This window comes from Paenibacillus sp. JNUCC 34, from assembly GCF_058269055.1.
This window is the reverse complement of the sequence record NZ_CM177770.1, coordinates 577,501-592,809: the sequence shown is the minus strand read 5'-3', so window position 1 is coordinate 592,809 and position 15,309 is coordinate 577,501. Positions and strand designations below refer to the sequence as shown.

12 protein-coding genes and 2 rRNA genes (1 of these 14 only partly in view) are annotated in these 15,309 nt (G+C 47.6%); 2 read left to right on the top strand and 12 right to left on the bottom strand.

What is annotated here, in order from left to right; all coding sequences use genetic code 11:
- Positions 1–2: 2 nt before the first annotated feature.
- From radA to AC2TF5_RS02545, 10 genes are all read right to left on the bottom strand, one after another.
- Positions 3–1,370 (bottom strand): DNA repair protein RadA, encoded by a 1,368-nt coding sequence (gene radA, locus AC2TF5_RS02590; protein WP_491300760.1) that lies wholly within the window; start codon positions 1,368–1,370, stop codon positions 3–5.
- Positions 1,371–1,730: 360 nt separating this feature from the next.
- The gene (gene clpC, locus AC2TF5_RS02585; protein WP_241930906.1) at positions 1,731–4,184 is read right to left on the bottom strand and encodes an ATP-dependent protease ATP-binding subunit ClpC; all 2,454 of its coding nucleotides are present in this window, start codon (positions 4,182–4,184) and stop codon (positions 1,731–1,733) included.
- Positions 4,185–4,341: 157 nt separating this feature from the next.
- Positions 4,342–5,412: a protein-arginine kinase McsB gene (mcsB, locus tag AC2TF5_RS02580; RefSeq protein WP_491300758.1), complete on the bottom strand. Its 1,071-nt coding sequence runs from the start codon at positions 5,410–5,412 to the stop codon at positions 4,342–4,344.
- A gap of 44 nt (positions 5,413–5,456) precedes the next feature.
- The gene (mcsA, locus tag AC2TF5_RS02575) at positions 5,457–5,981 is read right to left on the bottom strand and encodes a protein-arginine kinase activator protein McsA (RefSeq protein WP_491300756.1); all 525 of its coding nucleotides are present in this window, start codon (positions 5,979–5,981) and stop codon (positions 5,457–5,459) included.
- 27 nt (positions 5,982–6,008) lie between these two features.
- Positions 6,009–6,470 (bottom strand): CtsR family transcriptional regulator, encoded by a 462-nt coding sequence (locus AC2TF5_RS02570; RefSeq protein WP_241930909.1) that lies wholly within the window; start codon positions 6,468–6,470, stop codon positions 6,009–6,011.
- 551 nt (positions 6,471–7,021) lie between these two features.
- Positions 7,022–7,765: a hypothetical protein gene (locus AC2TF5_RS02565; protein ID WP_491300754.1), complete on the bottom strand. Its 744-nt coding sequence runs from the start codon at positions 7,763–7,765 to the stop codon at positions 7,022–7,024.
- Positions 7,762–8,460, bottom strand: coding sequence for an ABC transporter ATP-binding protein (locus tag AC2TF5_RS02560; protein WP_491300752.1), 699 nt, complete (start codon positions 8,458–8,460; stop codon positions 7,762–7,764). Before AC2TF5_RS02560 ends, AC2TF5_RS02565 begins: the two co-directional genes overlap by 4 nt.
- A 15-nt stretch (positions 8,461–8,475) precedes the next feature.
- Complete coding sequence (locus tag AC2TF5_RS02555) at positions 8,476–8,856, bottom strand: GntR family transcriptional regulator (protein ID WP_491300750.1); 381 nt, start codon at positions 8,854–8,856, stop codon at positions 8,476–8,478.
- Positions 8,857–8,910: 54 nt separating this feature from the next.
- Positions 8,911–9,672 carry an ABC transporter permease gene (locus AC2TF5_RS02550; RefSeq protein WP_491300748.1) on the bottom strand — a complete coding sequence of 254 codons (762 nt, stop codon included), beginning with the start codon at positions 9,670–9,672 and terminating at the stop codon, positions 8,911–8,913.
- Positions 9,665–10,612 (bottom strand): ABC transporter ATP-binding protein, encoded by a 948-nt coding sequence (locus AC2TF5_RS02545; protein ID WP_491300746.1) that lies wholly within the window; start codon positions 10,610–10,612, stop codon positions 9,665–9,667. The genes AC2TF5_RS02550 and AC2TF5_RS02545 overlap by 8 nt, the downstream gene beginning before the upstream one ends.
- A 275-nt stretch (positions 10,613–10,887) precedes the next feature.
- On the opposite strand from AC2TF5_RS02545, the gene AC2TF5_RS02540 reads away from it, so the two are divergent.
- Together AC2TF5_RS02540 and AC2TF5_RS02535 are read left to right on the top strand one after the other, a co-directional pair.
- The gene (locus AC2TF5_RS02540) at positions 10,888–11,196 is read left to right on the top strand and encodes a metalloregulator ArsR/SmtB family transcription factor (RefSeq protein WP_491300744.1); all 309 of its coding nucleotides are present in this window, start codon (positions 10,888–10,890) and stop codon (positions 11,194–11,196) included.
- Positions 11,197–11,919 (top strand): SRPBCC family protein, encoded by a 723-nt coding sequence (locus tag AC2TF5_RS02535; protein WP_491300742.1) that lies wholly within the window; start codon positions 11,197–11,199, stop codon positions 11,917–11,919.
- A gap of 371 nt (positions 11,920–12,290) precedes the next feature.
- On the opposite strand, the gene rrf is transcribed toward AC2TF5_RS02535, so the two are convergent.
- A 5S ribosomal RNA gene (gene rrf / locus AC2TF5_RS02530) occupies positions 12,291–12,407 on the bottom strand.
- A gap of 135 nt (positions 12,408–12,542) precedes the next feature.
- Positions 12,543–15,309, bottom strand: a 23S ribosomal RNA gene (locus AC2TF5_RS02525) (it continues 366 nt past the right edge of the window).

Sequence of the window (15,309 nt, the reverse complement as noted above, 5' to 3'; positions counted from 1 at the left end):
CCCTAATCTAACGCAACCGCTAGTGCATCTGCCACGGTATTGACTCCAATAATTTGTATGCCTTTCGGATGCTTCCAGCCCTTTAAGCTCTTCTCAGGCATAAGTACTCTTTTGAATCCCAGCTTTTCTGCCTCTTTTACCCGTTGCTCCGCTCTTGAAACGGCACGGACTTCACCGGTCAGCCCCACCTCGCCGAATATGACATCATATGGCTTCGTTGGCATATCCCGAAAGCTCGATGCGATACTGACTGCAATGGCCAAATCTACCGCTGGTTCATCCAACTTAACCCCACCGGCGACGTTCAGGTAGGCGTCCTGATTTTGCAGGAACATACCCATACGTTTCTCAAGCACGGCAATGATTAAATTCATCCGATGATGATCCACCCCTGTACCCATTCTTCGCGGTGAAGGAAAATGGGTTGACGAGATGAGCGCTTGGAGTTCCACCAGTACCGGACGGGTGCCCTCCATACTCGCAACAACGGTTGAGCCAGCAACACCGAGCGGCCGTTCTGATAGAAACAGCTCGGATGGATTGCCCACTTCCCGCAATCCTTCTTCCACCATCTCAAAAATACCGATCTCGTTCGTGGAACCAAAGCGATTCTTCACCGCGCGAAGAAGGCGATACGTGTGATGCCGCTCTCCTTCAAAATACAAGACACAATCCACCATATGCTCAAGCAATCGTGGACCTGCGATTGCGCCTTCCTTCGTCACATGACCAACAAGAACGGTAGCGATTCCTTTTACCTTAGCCAGACGCATGAACCTTGCCGTGCATTCCCGAACTTGAGCAACGCTGCCGGGTGCACTGGACACCTCCGGCTGGTAAACCGTCTGGATGGAGTCGATAACGACGAATTGAGGCTGTACGTTCTCAATCGCTTCCTCAATGGTGTCTAGATTCGTCTCGCACAGAACAAAAAGTTCCGGTGACAGAGCTCCAAGACGATCAGCTCGCAGCTTCGTCTGACGCACCGATTCCTCCCCAGAAATGTACAACACTCGAAGTCCGTTTCGCGCCAGCTGATTGGATGTTTGGAGCAACAGAGTGGATTTCCCGATTCCCGGATCGCCGCCTACAAGCACAAGTGAACCCGGAACGAGACCGCCGCCGAGTACACGGTTCAACTCTACAATCCCGGTCTCGATCCGGGGTTCCTTGCCGCTTTCTATATTTATGATCGATACGGGCTTTTCTTTACTATGAAAAAGAGGAGAATTCATCCCCTGTGTCTTGATGACTGTCTCTGTTTCTTCCACCATCGAATTCCAGGCCTGACAGCCGGGGCATTTCCCGTACCATTTCGGCGATTCATAGCCGCAGTCGGTGCAGAAGAATTTTGTTTTTGTTTTTGCCATAGCCTCTCCTTTATGATATGCATCATCTGCCTATATTCGTCAAAACTTTGCAAAATCAGGCATTACTCAAAGTTTACCATTTATTATAATTCATCGTAAAGAACATTCAGAAAGTTTACTATAAGTGCGTGTTCAAAAAGGTCGGTTTTCAGCACCGAGAAGGTTGGATGAAGCTAGGGCTGAGGAGCGGAGCGTACGTTTTGGGTACGTGAGCACCGGAAGGACCGGCTGAATTCAAGATTCGATGCCGCACCCACTTCCTGATTCACTTCGTGATCAAAAGCGGACTTTTTGAACAACCTCTATAAAAAAGAGAACCCGCCGGCAGCATACCAGCGGGGCCTCTTATAGACTACCCTGTTATTCAAATTTCGTTATAGCGGATTGCGTGCTCGTCTTCGTGACGCTTAGCTCACCATTCTCTTCATCAATAACCAGTTCGTCACCCTTCGCGACATTTCCTTTCAGAAGCTCCTCAGACAAACGGTCTTCGATATGCTTCTGAATAGCTCTGCGCAGCGGCCTTGCACCAAATGCAGGGTCATACCCTTCCTTCGCCAAGAAAGCTTTCGCTTTATCTGTCAATTCGAATTCTACTTCGAATTCACGCAGACGCTTGCGAAGCTCATCGGACATCAGCGTCACAATTTCAGCGATGTGCTTCTCTTCGAGCGAATGGAATACGATGATTTCATCGATACGGTTGAGGAATTCAGGACGGAAGCTCTTTTTCAGCTCATCCATCACTTTATCCTTCATGTTGTTGTAGTCTCTACCTGCATCACTTACAGCTGTAAACCCAAGCGTAGAGTTGCGCTTGATCGCTTCAGCACCCACATTCGATGTGAGAATGATCAGTGTGTTGCGGAAGTCGACAACACGGCCTTTAGAGTCAGTCAGACGTCCATCTTCCAATACTTGAAGCAAGATGTTGAATACTTCCGGGTGAGCCTTCTCAATCTCATCGAGAAGGACAACGGAGTATGGTTTGCGGCGAACCTTCTCTGTCAATTGGCCGCCCTCTTCATATCCAACGTACCCCGGAGGCGCTCCAACGAGACGAGATGTGGAATGTTTCTCCATGTATTCCGACATATCGATCCGAACTACAGCATTTTCATCTCCGAACATGGCTTCTGCAAGTGCTCTGGCCAGCTCGGTTTTACCGACACCGGTAGGTCCGAGGAAAATAAACGAGCCCATCGGACGCTTCGGATCTTTCAATCCGGCACGTGCCCGGCGAACCGCCCGGCTAACAGCCTTAACCGCCTCTTCCTGACCGATGACACGGCCGTGCAGCAACTGTTCCATATTAAGCAATCGCTCAGTTTCTTCTTCTTTAAGTTTATTTACAGGAATACCCGTCCAGTTGGCTACCACATCTGCGATGTCCTCTGGAGTAACCTCCGAATCTGTACGGCCCTGTTTCTCTTTCCATTGGTTTTTCGTAATTTCAAGCTCTTCCCGCAGCTTCTGCTCGGTATCGCGGAGTGCAGCCGCTTTTTCAAACTCCTGGCTCTGAACGGCAGCGTCTTTCTCCTTACGAATATCCTCCAGATGCGACTCTTGATCCTTCAGATTCGGCGGAATCGTGTACGTATGCAGGCGAACCTTGGATCCTGCTTCGTCAATCAAATCGATCGCTTTGTCCGGCAGGAAGCGGTCTGTAATGTAACGATCAGACAGTTTAACCGCCTGTTCGATGGCTTCATCGGTAATCTTCACCCGGTGATGGGCTTCATAACGATCACGTAATCCGTAAAGAATTTGAATAGCTTCTTCCGGAGAAGGCTGATCCACAGTAATCGGTTGGAAACGGCGTTCGAGTGCAGCATCCTTTTCGATATACTTACGGTACTCATCCAATGTTGTAGCTCCGATACACTGCAGCTCACCACGTGCAAGGGATGGCTTCAAGATGTTGGAAGCATCAATGGCACCTTCAGCTCCACCAGCCCCGATCAAGGTATGCAGCTCATCAATAAAGAGGATGATGTTGCCGGCCTGACGGATTTCGTCCATGATTTTCTTTAAGCGATCTTCAAATTCACCGCGGTACTTCGTACCTGCGACAACGGAACCCATATCAAGGGTCATTACCCGCTTGTCGCGGAGCGTTTCCGGAATTTCGTTGTTAATAATCTTTTGGGCGAGACCTTCCGCAATTGCGGTTTTACCTACCCCAGGCTCACCAATCAGAACCGGATTGTTCTTTGTACGGCGGCTGAGTACCTGAATGACACGCTCGATTTCTTTACTGCGACCGATAACCGGGTCCAGATTGCCTTCTTTGGCAATGGCCGTAAGGTCACGTGCTAGACTGTCAAGCGTTGGCGTATTCACATTTTGCGGCTGTCCGTGATGACTCGAGACGGCTTCGCTACTGCCAAGTAGCTGAAGCACTTGCTGGCGGGCCTTGTTCAGGCTTATGCCAAGATTGTTAAGTACGCGGGCTGCCACACCTTCGCCTTCGCGAATCAAACCGAGCAGGATATGTTCTGTGCCCACATAGGTGTGTCCCAACTTGCGGGCTTCATCCATTGAAAGCTCAATGACCTTCTTGGCTCTCGGTGTATATGCAATATTCGTCGGCTGCTCTTGACCGCGGCCAATCAATGTTTCTACTTCGTCTTGTATCTTCTCAAGCCCCAGGCCGAGACCAATCAGCGCTTTAGCGGCAATGCCGTCTCCTTCACGGATGAGTCCCAGCAGGATATGTTCTGTGCCTATGTTGTTGTGCCCCAAACGCACGGCCTCTTCCTGAGCCAATGCAAGCACTTTTTGCGCACGTTCCGTAAATCTGCCAAACATCATAGTATTGCACCTCCACGAATGATTGTTTTATAACTCCGAATGATGCAAAATAAAGCTGCTCAAATGTGCAATATAATAGATGGATCCATCATCCTGATCTATATATCGTTGATTTTAAACCGCTTTTTGGATTTTTGCAAAATTCCCATTTGTAGCATTATTGTTGTCCATTACCAAGAGTTTCCCGAATCAGTTTTGCCCGGTAAACGTCACGCTCTCCCGGATTCATCAAATCATCAAATCTTTTTTGCAGAAAACCAGGCTGGGTCATAACATTAAGCTCATTCATCACTGAACTCGGTGGTCCTGGCAAAAGTCCCAAATCAACCCCAAGCCTAACGTCGGACAGGCGCTGTGCCGCTTCCTTCGACTCCATAACAGCTGCATAGGATAGTATTCCGTATGAGCGCATCACGCGATCGGTAATCCGCAGCTTCGACTCACTCAGCAGCCGTCCACGGGCGTTCTTCTCATGTTCTATGATTTGAAGTGCAACACTGTGCAAATTATCTATAATTTCGGACTCGGTCTGCCCCAGCGTAATCTGGTTGGAAATCTGGAATAAATTGCCTACAGCCTCACTGCCTTCACCATACATGCCTCGGACCGTAAGCCCTACCTGAGACACGGCTGACAAAATACGGTTAATCTGCTGCGTCATGACGAGCGCAGGCAAGTGCATCATGACTGATGCCCGGAGTCCTGTTCCGACATTCGTCGGGCAACTCGTAAGATAACCGCTTTTGTCATCAAAAGCATAGTCGACCTGATTTTCAAATAAGTCATCCAAAGCCGTAGCTCTATCCCAAGCTTCGCGGACCTGAAACCCAGGATACAGACACTGAATCCGTAGATGGTCCTCTTCATTGATCATGATACTTACCGACTCGTCCTCGGTAAGTATCACCGCTCCGTTCCGGGACTCATTCGCCAGAGCCGGGCTGATCAAATGTTTCTCAACGAGCACTTTCTTATCCAGTTCCTCCATGTCATCCAAAATAATGGTATGAAAAGGTCCTAGTTCCTTTAATTCTTCCTGATCTTTCAATACACCAGTCAGGCGCTCAAGTACTTCTGCCGACTGCTGGTTGGTCGCAAGCAGCGGAAAAGGAAGATGCTGCAAATTGCGCGCCACCCGGACCCGGGTGCTGATGACTATATCAGAATCCTGACCGTTACCGCGCATCCATTCGCTAAGCGCCTGTTCGGTGAACCGGAGATTCGACATCACGCATTCCTCCTATATCAAGTGCAACTCAAGTTTCAACCATCCTAGCCTTGAACGATACTCTTTTCCAGCTCACGGATCTGGTCGCGTATTTCAGCAGCAAGCTCGAACTCTTCTTGAAGAATCCGGTACTGCAGTTCTTTCTTAAGCTCATCAATTTTGCGTTTCACCTGGATCTTGCCGCCGCTCCTTTTCGGAATCTTACCCACATGTGTTGTGTTTCCGTGAACTCGTTTAAAGAGCGGATCCAGCCGATCCGAGAAATGTTTGTAGCAAGAGCTACAGCCAAACCGACCGAGCTTGCTGAACTGTGAATAGGTCATGCCGCATTCCTCGCAACGTGGGGCTTGCTGTCCCCTTGAGCCTGACGCTTGACCTTTTCCTGTAGGATCCAGATCGAGCAGCCCTGACAAAAGGCTGTGAATAGAGAAGCCATTCGACGTCCCAGGGATCATCTCCCCTTTTTCACGGGCACAAGATTCACAAAAGTGAAATTCCGTCTTCTCTCCGTTCACAATCTTAGTGAAATGGAGCGTCGCCGGCCGTTTACCGCATTCTTGACACACCATATTCATGACCCTCCTTATAACACAGACTCATTTACCCAACAAAGAAACAAGCATCGCCTTCATGATTCTTGCACGAAGCTCATCGCGGTAAGGAAGTTTGACGTTTAGACACTCCCTTGAGATAGCTGCCCGCATGAGACAGGCTTCACGCTTCGTCAAAAACCGCGACTCCTCAAGCTGGTAAATCAGCCCTTCCGCTACCGTCTGATCAATAAGGTTACCAATTGAATGATGCAGATGGTGATGAAGTGCTGTATGCTTCGGAAGCTCAATACGCTGAATACGTATGTAACCGCCGCCCCCGCGCTTGCTTTCCACCAGATACCCCTTCTCTAACGTGAAGCGGGTGCTGATCACATAATTGATCTGGGAAGGCACACATGAGAATTTGTCCGCGAGATCGTTGCGCTGGATTTCAACCGTGCCCTCCGTACTGTCTTGCAATATACCCTTCAAATACTGCTCGATAATATCAGAGATATTACGCATGTTCATTCATCCTCCACTGCTTGAAACGCTAAGCCGTATTGATCTTACACGTCCGCACAGAGCCTTGCCTATACCGAGGTTGTTCAAAAAGTCCGTTTTTGATCACGAAGTGAATCAGGAAGTGGGCTCGGCATCGAATCTTGAATTCAGCCGGTCCTTCCGGTGCTCACGTACCCAAAACAGCTAATGCTTCCGAAGACGTTTTCTACGAAAACGTGCAGCTCCGCTCCTCAGTCCCTAGCTTCATCCAGCTGAAGCGTTTGAAAAAACGCACATCGGAAGCATAAGCTTCGGTGCTGAAAACCGACCTTTTTGAACACGCACTATACGTTAATTTTAACCATTTTGGAACTTGTTTGAATCGACTGTTGCTGACTTTGACTTTCTTTGACTTTGAATTTATTATAGCACATTTTTTCATTTTGCCAAGAGGTCTCTTATTTCAGTCTAACCGTTAAAAAGTGATTATATTCCGTTCGACTACTCTTAATCCATAACCAAAAAGACCCCGCATATCATCCTGCGAGGTCTTGCGTACGATTATTGTGTCTTTATGCTTCTACTTTACGGTCGATCAAGTAAACCATAGCATATATGAAACCTGCGGCGAGCAGCATCTCAAATACAAAAGGTCCTAAAGGTATCTCAATGAACTCATTATTAATCGTAGCCATACTACCCTGCCCTACACTGAATGAGAATCCCTGACCGACCCAGCCATTGTCTAAGGCGAAAATTTTATATTCCAGCCATTCTATCGCAGTTTGGATGGCAAAAAAGAACACGATACCAATCCACAGGCTCCCTTTCTTACCTATAGCCCGAGCAACTGTAATCGATAAAAAGATAACCAGCATTACAAACGTGAATTTCCAAATACCGGCTATTGTGCCCACGACATAGTCTAATACGACGAAACTCGGCCAATTTATAACATAATTGAGCCCTTCTATCTTCCAGAGTATCGTCATGTGCAGGATAATCAAAACTATAAGGATCAGCATACTAATCCATGACTGTATTAGCGACGACACTATACTCCAAATGGAACGAACCGGCAGCAGACGACGGTTGTACATCTTAATGTTCTGATCAAATGTTCGGCATACCATTACCAGCAGGATGGAACTCACCACTCCGTATGCAAGCATACTGGAAACTAATATAAGCGCAAATTCCCATCCACGCATTGAACCTACCGACGTAATTAATATCTGAACGATCAGAAGAATAGTCATTAGACCAAGAACCGAGCTCGCGTTACGCTTCCAGTCGTATTTCAGCAATCTCATCATTCCGCAAACACCTCTTTAAACATTTCATCTACACTTTTTCCGTGCTGAAGACGAATATTTTCCACTTCTTCATGCATGACGATCTCACCATTGCGAATAAAGACCACCTCATCAAAAATGCGTTCAATGTCTCTAACCAGATGTGTCGAAATGATGATACTGCTGTCCTCATTATAAAATTCCACAATCGCATTGAGAATTTTGCCGCGCGCCACCGGATCGACGCCTCCGATCGGTTCATCCAGTAAATACACATATGCATTACGTGAAAGAGATAGTGTCAGCTGCAGCCGCTCATTCATCCCTTTAGATAACGAACTGATTTTGTCATTCAAATTTAGGTTCATAAATTCCAACATATTGTGAGCTTTCTCAACATCAAAGTCAGCATAAAAATCTTTGAAAAAGCTGATAGCATCGGATACTTTCATCCATGATTCCGTAAGCGGACGGTCCGGCATGAAGGAGACCATCGCTTTTGTCGAAAGTCCCACAGGGGTACCTTTGATGGTGACGGACCCTGCTGAGGGCTGAACAAGACCTGCCGCAATTTTCATCATTGTACTCTTGCCACTGCCGTTTGTCCCGAGCAAACCAATGATTTTGCCCTCAGATAGGTTCAGCGAAACATTATGCAGTGCAATTTTTCCACCGTAGTTCTTAGATACCTCTTTAAACTGTATCAAGTGCTCCATCCTAGATCCCCCCTCCTATTTGGACTCCTTGCTGTCGTCGTTAACGGCCTCAGCTACGATAGCCATGATGTCTTGATCTTTAAAGCCAAGCTCCTGCATACCTCGGATAAAATACTCCAGCAGTTCACCGGCCATTTCCTTTTTTATCGTCATGATCTTGGATCCCTCACTCGTCACGTATCTTCCCAAGCCGCGCCGCGTCTCAACAATGCCTTCACGTTCCAGTTCTTGAAAGGTACGCTGCACCGTATTGGGGTTAATCTGAAGGTCTGCTGCCAGCTCCCGAACGGATGGGATTTTATCACCGGGCTGCAGGCTTCCTCTTACGATTTCTCTTTTTAAATAATTCATGATTTGTAAATAGATCGGCAGGTTATTGTCGAATTCAATAGTCACGTTCAGTTTTGCTCCTTTCCGCCGCTCTCCTCTATAAGTTAGTTCCTAGATTCTTCAAGCGACATCCCGTTTTTCAAACGTAACAAAGCCTGTGACAAGAAACAAGAGGAGATATACAGCCAGCACGATGGCAGAGAACGTCAGGGACATGCCGGGAATCGGCGAACCTGGGCCACCGTTGTAAATCGAGAGATCAACATTAAAGAACGGAAGGTACTTTGCCCAAGAATAGCTTGCCAGCAATTGGGTAACCAAGCTTTCGACGACAACCATGAACATCCCGATCCCAATTGCAGGTCCTGTTGATTTCGTTAAAATACCTACGGCAAACGTAAATGTAACATACATCAAAGTGTAGACTAGGCTGTACACTGCAGCTAAGAGCACGTCCTGCAAGTTCGCAGAGCCTTCACCCATACCGAACATTGCCGCTCCAGTCGCGAGCCCGACGGCAAGCGCAAATGCAATCAGTGACATAATGTACAACACAATAACAACATATTTCGAGGCTAAAATCTTGCTGCGGCTCTGTGCACGGATCAGTAGCAGTTTGATCGTGCCGAAGCTGTGTTCCTTGGCAACAGATCCGGCTGTTACAACGATGGCAAGCATCGCTAAAATTTGACCCATTCCTTTGGAGGCTACGACCATTTTAGCATATTCAAATCCTGTGCCATTATCGCCGCCCGCATATGAATTTATCATGTAAGCCACAAACAAAATCATGGCTGCCACTAAAATATACGGTACAAAAAAACTTTTCTTTTTAAACATTTTCAACCATTCATTTGTGACGAGATTACCAAAGCTACGCAATGCGGTTGCCCCCTGTCCATTTCAAAAATTCTTCTTCTAATGATTGTTTCATCTCTTCAATCCGGTAAATCGCTACTCCAGCATCCCCCAGAATCTTAATCAGCTGCGGTATCATTTCATCTTTCACCTGAAGCCCGACTTCGTTTCGTTCCGGCTGAACGCCAATCACTTTGACTTCGTCCAGCATGTGTACAGCTTCCAGGACTTGCTGAGTATCGTTAACGCGGAAGGTTACCGTAACCAAATCATTCTGCGGCTCGCTGCCTATCGGACGCTCAGTCACGAGCTTCCCTTCCTGAATCACGATAACCCTGCTACACATTAACTCCATCTCAGACAGCAGATGACTTGAGACCAGAACAGCAATGCCCTCTTCTCTCGCGATCAGCTTCAGGTAATCACGCATTTCCCGGATACCCGCAGGGTCCAGTCCATTCGTTGGCTCATCCAGAATTAATATGGACGGCTCATGGAGAAGCGCCTGAGCAATACCGAGTCTTTGTCTCATTCCAAGGGAATAAGCGCGAACTTTCTTGTGAATAGCGTCCTGTAGTCCGACCAGCTTGATGACCTCGTTAATTCTTGAATCATTAATTCCTTCAGACATCCGCTGATACTGCTTTAGATTGTCGTATCCGCTCATATACGGATAAAACTCTGGATTTTCAATAATCCCGCCAATATGGCGTACCGCTTTTACAAACTGGTTTCGAATACTATGTCCTCGTACAATAACGTCGCCCTGGGACATCTTAATTAGTCCGACAATCATTCGGATTGTAGTCGTCTTTCCAGCTCCGTTCGGTCCAAGAAGACCTACAACTTCACCTTGGTGTATATCAAAAGACAATCCGTCTACGATGTTCTTATTGCCATATGTCTTTGTGATTTTCTCTGCACTCAGTACAACCGAACTTGGTTTATTTATGGATGCGTTCATCGTTCCACTTCCTTTGTGTTAGTGTTATAGTTAAATAGTACACTAGGTTGGTGGTTGTGTAAAGGGCAATCTGCGGATTATTTTTTGAAATACAAAACTGGTTGAAAAATCTAATGAGAGGATAGGCTGAAAATGCTGATGTAACAAGGATTTTTAGGTGTTTGGCGTCACATTTTGGCGAAGACAGATTGCAACAACTTGAGGATTGACACTCTACATATTGGAATATATACTTCATCATATAACCAAAAGGTTATGGATGGAGGGCTTTGAAATTGACTGATATTTATCGTGCTGTTTCAGATCCCGTCCGAAGACGGATTTTGAAAATGGTTGCTCATCAAGAGAAAACACAGACTGAAATTGTGAAGGAGTTTCTTATTTCGCAGCCGGCAGTCAAGAAGCACTTGGCTATTTTATTGGAGGAAGAGTTGATTTTGGAGCGAAGAGAAGGCAAGTACTGTTATTACCGATTGAACACACCAATTTTTCAGCATCATTACCAGCGACTGCAGCATGAGCTTGGTCTTATTTTGGAGAACAAGTTGAAGGATCTGAAACATTATTTAGAGGAGGATATGTAGATGGAAACCACATTTACAACGGTGAAACGGGAGATTATCATTCGTACTACCCCTGAGCGAGTATGGAAGACGCTTACGATACCAGAGGAACGAAACCGCTGGGAAACAAGAAGCTGCTTAATTGAGCTTAAAGTTGGTGGAGCTATCGAGCTTGATTATGGATGGGGAGTCTCGTACAGAGGAACGATCACTGAACTTGTCGAACCATGCAGAATGATAATCGCAGACGATGAGAACGAACTTACGATCTGGACACTTGAACCTCATGCTGAGGGAACTCTTGTGGGCGTTGAATATACTGGCCTATGGTCTGATGATCTTGGGATCATGTCGATGGAGAACATGGCTTATGGTACATACCAGTTTATGACAAATATGAAGAGCGTTCTGGAAAGCAGTCAAGATATTCGTTCGACCTTTTGGAAGAGCTGGATTGGAATAAACCATATTTCTTTCGAGAGCAGCGGGACGAAGGGTGTTAAAGTCGTGCAGGTTATTGAAGGTACACCAGCAGACGCTGTTCTCCAGGAAGGTGATATTATTACTACGGTGAACGGTTGTGATGTCCGAAGCTATGATGAGCTGGAAGAGAAGGTTACTAGTATGGAGCCTCTTGAAGTCTTGAAGATTGAGTATCTGAGAAGTGGTACTGTCGAGGTTGCTGAGCTAGCGACTGTACCTTTTGGGCAGAGACAAGAGCCAGTCCAAGCCTCTGCAGAATAATATTGCTTAAAAGCCATGGCTGCTGATAGAAAAGCACTCATGGCTTTTTTATAGAGTATCATCCTTAACAGCGAATTGTAACATTTATCCTGAACCGTACGTCATTAACGACCTCATGCAATCGGAAACCACACGAGAAATATGATCTTACGGTTTATATTAACAACCGGGATCTTCATTATGAATGGTCTGAATGTGACAAAACAGAAGATGCTCAGCAGATGAAGGTACTGATTAATAAAATCATCGACATCGTGAAAGCAAAAGATATTTATAAGCAGCTTCCTGCGGTTAAAGGCGGGTATGAATGACAGTAAGTATTATAGACAAGAAAAAACCGTTGTTGATTACTCAACAACGGTTTTCTTTGTGCTTGGCGACGTCCTACTCTCCCGGGACCCTTCGGTCCAAGTACCATCGGCGCTGGAAGGCTTAACGGTCGTGTTCGGGATGGGTACGCGTGGAACCCTTCCGCTATCGCCACCAAACATGATTTTTGCGCTGTTTTGCCTCAGTGATTACTCACCAGCAAAATATCAAACCTTTTTCAAGGCTTGTAGCTTAAAAATCGATTCAAGGTTGAACCTTGAAAACTAGATACGAAACGTTTGCGAATTTAAATGTAGGATAAGCCCTCGACCGATTAGTATTGGTCAGCTCCATGCATTGCTGCACTTCCACCTCCAACCTATCTACCTCGTCGTCTTCAAGGGGTCTTACTAGTTGGGAAATCTCATCTTGAGGGGGGCTTCACGCTTAGATGCTTTCAGCGCTTATCCCTTCCGTACGTAGCTACCCAGCCATGCTCCTGGCGGAACAACTGGTGCACCAGCGGTACGTCCATCCCGGTCCTCTCGTACTAAGGACAGCTCCTCTCAAATTTCCTACGCCCACGACAGATAGGGACCGAACTGTCTCACGACGTTCTGAACCCAGCTCGCGTACCGCTTTAATGGGCGAACAGCCCAACCCTTGGGACCTACTTCAGCCCCAGGATGCGATGAGCCGACATCGAGGTGCCAAACCTCCCCGTCGATGTGGACTCTTGGGGGAGATAAGCCTGTTATCCCCAGGGTAGCTTTTATCCGTTGAGCGATGGCCCTTCCATGCGGTACCACCGGATCACTAAGCCCGACTTTCGTCCCTGCTCGACTTGTAGGTCTCGCAGTCAAGCTCCCTTATGCCTTTGCACTCTTCGAATGATTTCCAACCATTCTGAGGGAACCTTGGGGCGCCTCCGTTACTCTTTAGGAGGCGACCGCCCCAGTCAAACTGCCCACCAGACACTGTCCCCGCACCGGTTTACGGTACTAGGTTAGAACCTAGATACGATCAGGGTGGTATCCCAACGGCGCCTCCACAGAAGCTTGCGCTCCTGTTTCTTAGGCTCCCACCTATCCTGTACAGATCGTACCCAAATCCAATATCAAGCTGCAGTAAAGCTCCATGGGGTCTTTCCGTCTTGTCGCGGGTAACCTGCATCTTCACAGGTATTAAAATTTCACCGGATCTCTCGTTGAGACAGCGCCCAAATCGTTACGCCATTCGTGCGGGTCAGAATTTACCTGACAAGGAATTTCGCTACCTTAGGACCGTTATAGTTACGGCCGCCGTTTACTGGGGCTTCGGTTCATAGCTTCGGATTGCTCCTAACCACTCCCCTTAACCTTCCAGCACCGGGCAGGCGTCAGCCCGTATACTTCGCCTTACGGCTTCGCACAGACCTGTGTTTTTGTTAAACAGTCGCTTGGGCCTTTTCACTGCGGCCCCCTCGTGCTATTCACACTACCGGGGCACCCCTTCTCCCGAAGTTACGGGGTCATTTTGCCGAGTTCCTTAACGAGAGTTCTTCCGCGCGCCTTAGAATTCTCTTCTCGCCTACCTGTGTCGGTTTGCGGTACGGGCACCTTCACCTGACTAGAGGCTTTTCTTGGCAGTGTGAGATCATGACCTTCGCTACTATAATTTTCGCTCCCCATCACAGCCCAGCCTTAATGATGTGCGGATTTGCCTACACATCAGCCTCACTGCTTGGACGGACATCCATCAGTCCGCGTCACTACCCTCCTGCGTCACCCCATCGTTCATAACGGTTTACGGTGGTACAGGAATTTCAACCTGTTGTCCTTCGATTACGCCTTTCGGCCTCACCTTAGGTCCCGACTTACCCTGAGCGGACGAACCTTCCTCAGGAAACCTTGGGCTTTCGGCGGATCAGATTCTCACTGATCTTTTCGTTACTCATACCGGCATTCTCACTTGTATGCTGTCCAGCGCTCCTTACGGTACACCTTCAACCTACATACAACGCTCCCCTACCCCTGAATCGACTTCACTCCGCCTTCGAAGTGTGTTTATCCCCTGAGTGCATTTCATCGTCAGCCTGTTTTCTGGCTTTCCGATCAAAATGTTCATTCAGGTGGACACGTTTGTCAACGTGTTTATCCCCTGAGTGCATTTGGTCATCCTTAATTTCATTTCAAGTCTGACAAAAATGTTTATTCAGGTATCACTACCTCAAAGAAGCAGTGAAGTCGATTCAAGCCATAGCTTCGGTGGTGTGTTTAGCCCCGTTACATTTTCGGCGCAGAGTCACTCGACCAGTGAGCTATTACGCACTCTTTAAATGGTGGCTGCTTCTAAGCCAACATCCTGGTTGTCTGTGCAACTCCACATCCTTTCCCACTTAACACACACTTGGGGACCTTAGCTGATGGTCTGGGCTGTTTCCCTCTTGACAATGGATCTTAGCACTCACTGTCTGACTCCCGGATATAAGTCTATGGCATTCGGAGTTTGACTGAGCTTGGTAACCCTTGCGGGCCCCGCACCCAATCAGTGCTCTACCTCCACGACTCTTTAATTCCGAGGCTAGCCCTAAAGCTATTTCGGGGAGAACCAGCTATCTCCGAGTTCGATTGGAATTTCTCCGCTACCCCCACCTCATCCCCGCATTTTTCAACATACGTGGGTTCGGACCTCCAGTGCGTGTTACCGCACCTTCATCCTGGACAGGGGTAGATCACACGGTTTCGGGTCTACGTCCACATACTTAAGCGCCCTATTCAGACTCGCTTTCGCTACGGCTACAGCTTCTCGCCTTAACCTTGCATGGGAACGTAACTCGCCGGTTCATTCTACAAAAGGCACGCCATCACCCATAGATCGGGCTCTGACTTCTTGTAAGCACACGGTTTCAGGTTCTATTTCACTCCCCTTCCGGGGTGCTTTTCACCTTTCCCTCACGGTACTGCTTCACTATCGGTCGCTAGGGAGTATTTAGCCTTACCAGATGGTCCTGGCAGATTCATACGGGGTTTCACGTGCCCCGCACTACTCGGGATCCGTCTCGGAGGGAACACATTTTCAATTACAGGGCTTTTACCTTCT

Bases quoted from the DNA above. Each gene is read 5' to 3' on its own strand.
- radA (WP_491300760.1), bottom strand. From the start codon at position 1,370: ATGGCAAAAACAAAAACAAAATTCTTCTGCACCGACTGCGGCTATGAA.
- clpC (WP_241930906.1), bottom strand. From the start codon at position 4,184: ATGATGTTTGGCAGATTTACGGAACGTGCGCAAAAAGTGCTTGCATTG.
- mcsB (WP_491300758.1), bottom strand. From the start codon at position 5,412: ATGTCGAATCTCCGGTTCACCGAACAGGCGCTTAGCGAATGGATGCGC.
- mcsA (WP_491300756.1), bottom strand. From the start codon at position 5,981: ATGGTGTGTCAAGAATGCGGTAAACGGCCGGCGACGCTCCATTTCACT.
- AC2TF5_RS02570 (WP_241930909.1), bottom strand. From the start codon at position 6,470: ATGCGTAATATCTCTGATATTATCGAGCAGTATTTGAAGGGTATATTG.
- AC2TF5_RS02565 (WP_491300754.1), bottom strand. From the start codon at position 7,765: ATGATGAGATTGCTGAAATACGACTGGAAGCGTAACGCGAGCTCGGTT.
- AC2TF5_RS02560 (WP_491300752.1), bottom strand. From the start codon at position 8,460: ATGGAGCACTTGATACAGTTTAAAGAGGTATCTAAGAACTACGGTGGA.
- AC2TF5_RS02545 (WP_491300746.1), bottom strand. From the start codon at position 10,612: ATGAACGCATCCATAAATAAACCAAGTTCGGTTGTACTGAGTGCAGAG.
- AC2TF5_RS02535 (WP_491300742.1), top strand. From the start codon at position 11,197: ATGGAAACCACATTTACAACGGTGAAACGGGAGATTATCATTCGTACT.